Here is a 2,077-nt window from a genome sequence, read left to right as displayed (position 1 = left end):
GCCGCCGACGAGGACGACGTGGTCGATGTCGCTCACCTTGATGCCGGCTTCGCGGATGACGTCCTCGAAGGGCTTCTTGGTGCGGTCGAGGAGGTCCTTCGTGAGGTCTTCGAACTTCGCGCGGGTGAGGGTCTCGGACAGCGACACGGGGCCGGAGTCGGTCAGCGAGAGGTAGGGCAGGTTGATCGACGTGCTGGTCGAGCCGGACAGTTCCTTCTTGGCCTGCTCGGCGGCTTCCTTGAGGCGCTGCAGAGCGATCTTGTCGCCGGAGACGTCGACGCCGGTGGTGTCCTTGAACTGCTTGATGAGGTACTCGACGACGCGCTCGTCCCAGTCGTCGCCGCCGAGGCGGTTGTCACCGGCGGTGGCGCGCACCTGGATGGTGGAGAAGTCGTCGTCCTTGCCCACCTCGAGCAGCGACACGTCGAAGGTTCCGCCACCGAGGTCGAAGACGAGGATGAGTTCGTCTTCCTTGCCCCTGTCGAGGCCGTACGCGAGGGCGGCGGCGGTGGGCTCGTTGATGATGCGCAGGACGTTCAGGCCCGCGATCTCGCCGGCTTCCTTGGTCGCCTGGCGCTCGGCGTCGTTGAAGTACGCGGGAACGGTGATGACGGCATCAGTCACGGTGTCGCCGAGGTACTCCTCAGCGTCGCGCTTGAGCTTCTGCAGGATGCGGGCCGAGATCTCCTGCGGCGTGTAGGCCTTGCCGTCGATCTCCTGGGTCTTCCAGTCTGTGCCCATGTGGCGCTTGACCGAGGTGAGGGTGCGGTCGACGTTCGTGACGGCCTGGCGCTTGGCGGTCTCTCCGACGAGCACCTCGCCGTCCTTGGCGAACGCGACGACCGAGGGAGTCGTGCGGAAGCCTTCGGCGTTGGCGATGACCTTCGGCTCGCCGCCCTCGAGGACGGCGACGACGGAGTTCGTCGTTCCGAGGTCGATACCCACTGCACGTGCCATGTGTGTTTCTCCTTTGGTGTGGATCTGAAGTCTGCGAGCGATGACCCTGAGTCATACAGGCTCAAGTTTGCTCGCGGACCAGCGTAGACGGAGAAGGGATGGATGTCAACTCACCTTGATACGAGTCGTATCAAGTTTTCTGGGCCCGGTGGGTCCCCCGCGAACTCAGCTCGATGTCCGCCGTGCGAGGGATGACGACACGGACTCGGCGTAGATGCGCGTGCGGAGTTCGTCGAGCGCTTCGTTGACCTCATCGACACGGCCGGGTGGGATCGGGTGGCCGTTCATCGGATGGATGACGAGGTCGTTGACACTGGTCATTCCGCCGTACACACGCCGGACGTCGGCGGGATCTCCTCCCGCCTCGACGCGCGCCGCGGCGTTGGCGGCCCAGCTCGCCCAGAAGCTCTCACCCACGGAGTCGAGCAGCGTGGCCAGCTCCTGCAGGGATCGCTGCAGCCGCGTGTCGGCTTCCACGCGCACAGTGTCGCACACGACGCATCCGCACGGCCACCGCCACACGCAGGCGGTCGCTGTTACCGGAAGGCAGGAACGACACGGTCGATGAACAGCTGCAGCGAGCGCTTCTTGTCGTCGTGGCCGAGAGAGTTGTCGCACCAGAACGCGTATTCGGTCACACCCAGCGCCTCGTAGCCGCGCAGGCGCCCGATGACCTCGTCCGCAGTGCCGATCATCGCGCTGCGCCGCAGCGCGTCCAGCCCGAACTCGGGCCGGTCGGCGAAGCGCTCATCCGGGCTCGGATCGAGAAAACCGTTCACCGGCGTCGTCCGGTTGCCGAACCAGGCGTCGAAAGCGCGGTAGAACCTGTTGATGCCGGCCGCGCCGACCCGCCACCCGCCCGGGTCCTCTGCCGAATGGACGAAAGTGTGTCGCAGCACCATGACGTCCGGGCGTCGTTCCTGCTCCGGGTGGGCGGCGACGGCGGCCTCGAACTTGCCGATCAGATCTGCGACCTCCTCGTCCCCCTTCATCAACGGCGTCACCATCACGTTCGCCCCGTGTGCCACCGCGAAGTCATGCGATTCGGGGCTGCGGGCGGCGACCCACACGGGCGGGTTCTTCTGAATCGGCTTCGGGACGCTGGTGGATGCCGGGAACC

At 66.0% G+C, this 2,077-nt stretch carries 3 protein-coding genes; all 3 read right to left on the bottom strand.

The features are described from left to right. Positions 1–957 (bottom strand): Hsp70 family protein (locus tag ACK5KK_RS01700; protein WP_416888361.1); only part of this gene is annotated, 957 nt, incomplete at its 3' end. A gap of 165 nt (positions 958–1,122) precedes the next feature. Beyond that, complete coding sequence (locus ACK5KK_RS01695) at positions 1,123–1,434, bottom strand: DUF6966 domain-containing protein (protein ID WP_416888360.1); 312 nt, start codon at positions 1,432–1,434, stop codon at positions 1,123–1,125. 59 nt (positions 1,435–1,493) lie between these two features. Beyond that, positions 1,494–2,077 (bottom strand): LLM class flavin-dependent oxidoreductase (locus ACK5KK_RS01690; RefSeq protein ID WP_416888359.1); only part of this gene is annotated, 584 nt, incomplete at its 5' end.

Source organism: Microbacterium sp. (assembly GCF_047972865.1).
Lineage (GTDB): Bacteria > Actinomycetota > Actinomycetes > Actinomycetales > Microbacteriaceae > Microbacterium.
The sequence above is the reverse complement of the archived record's forward strand: the minus strand, read 5'-3'. Positions and strand labels throughout refer to the sequence as shown.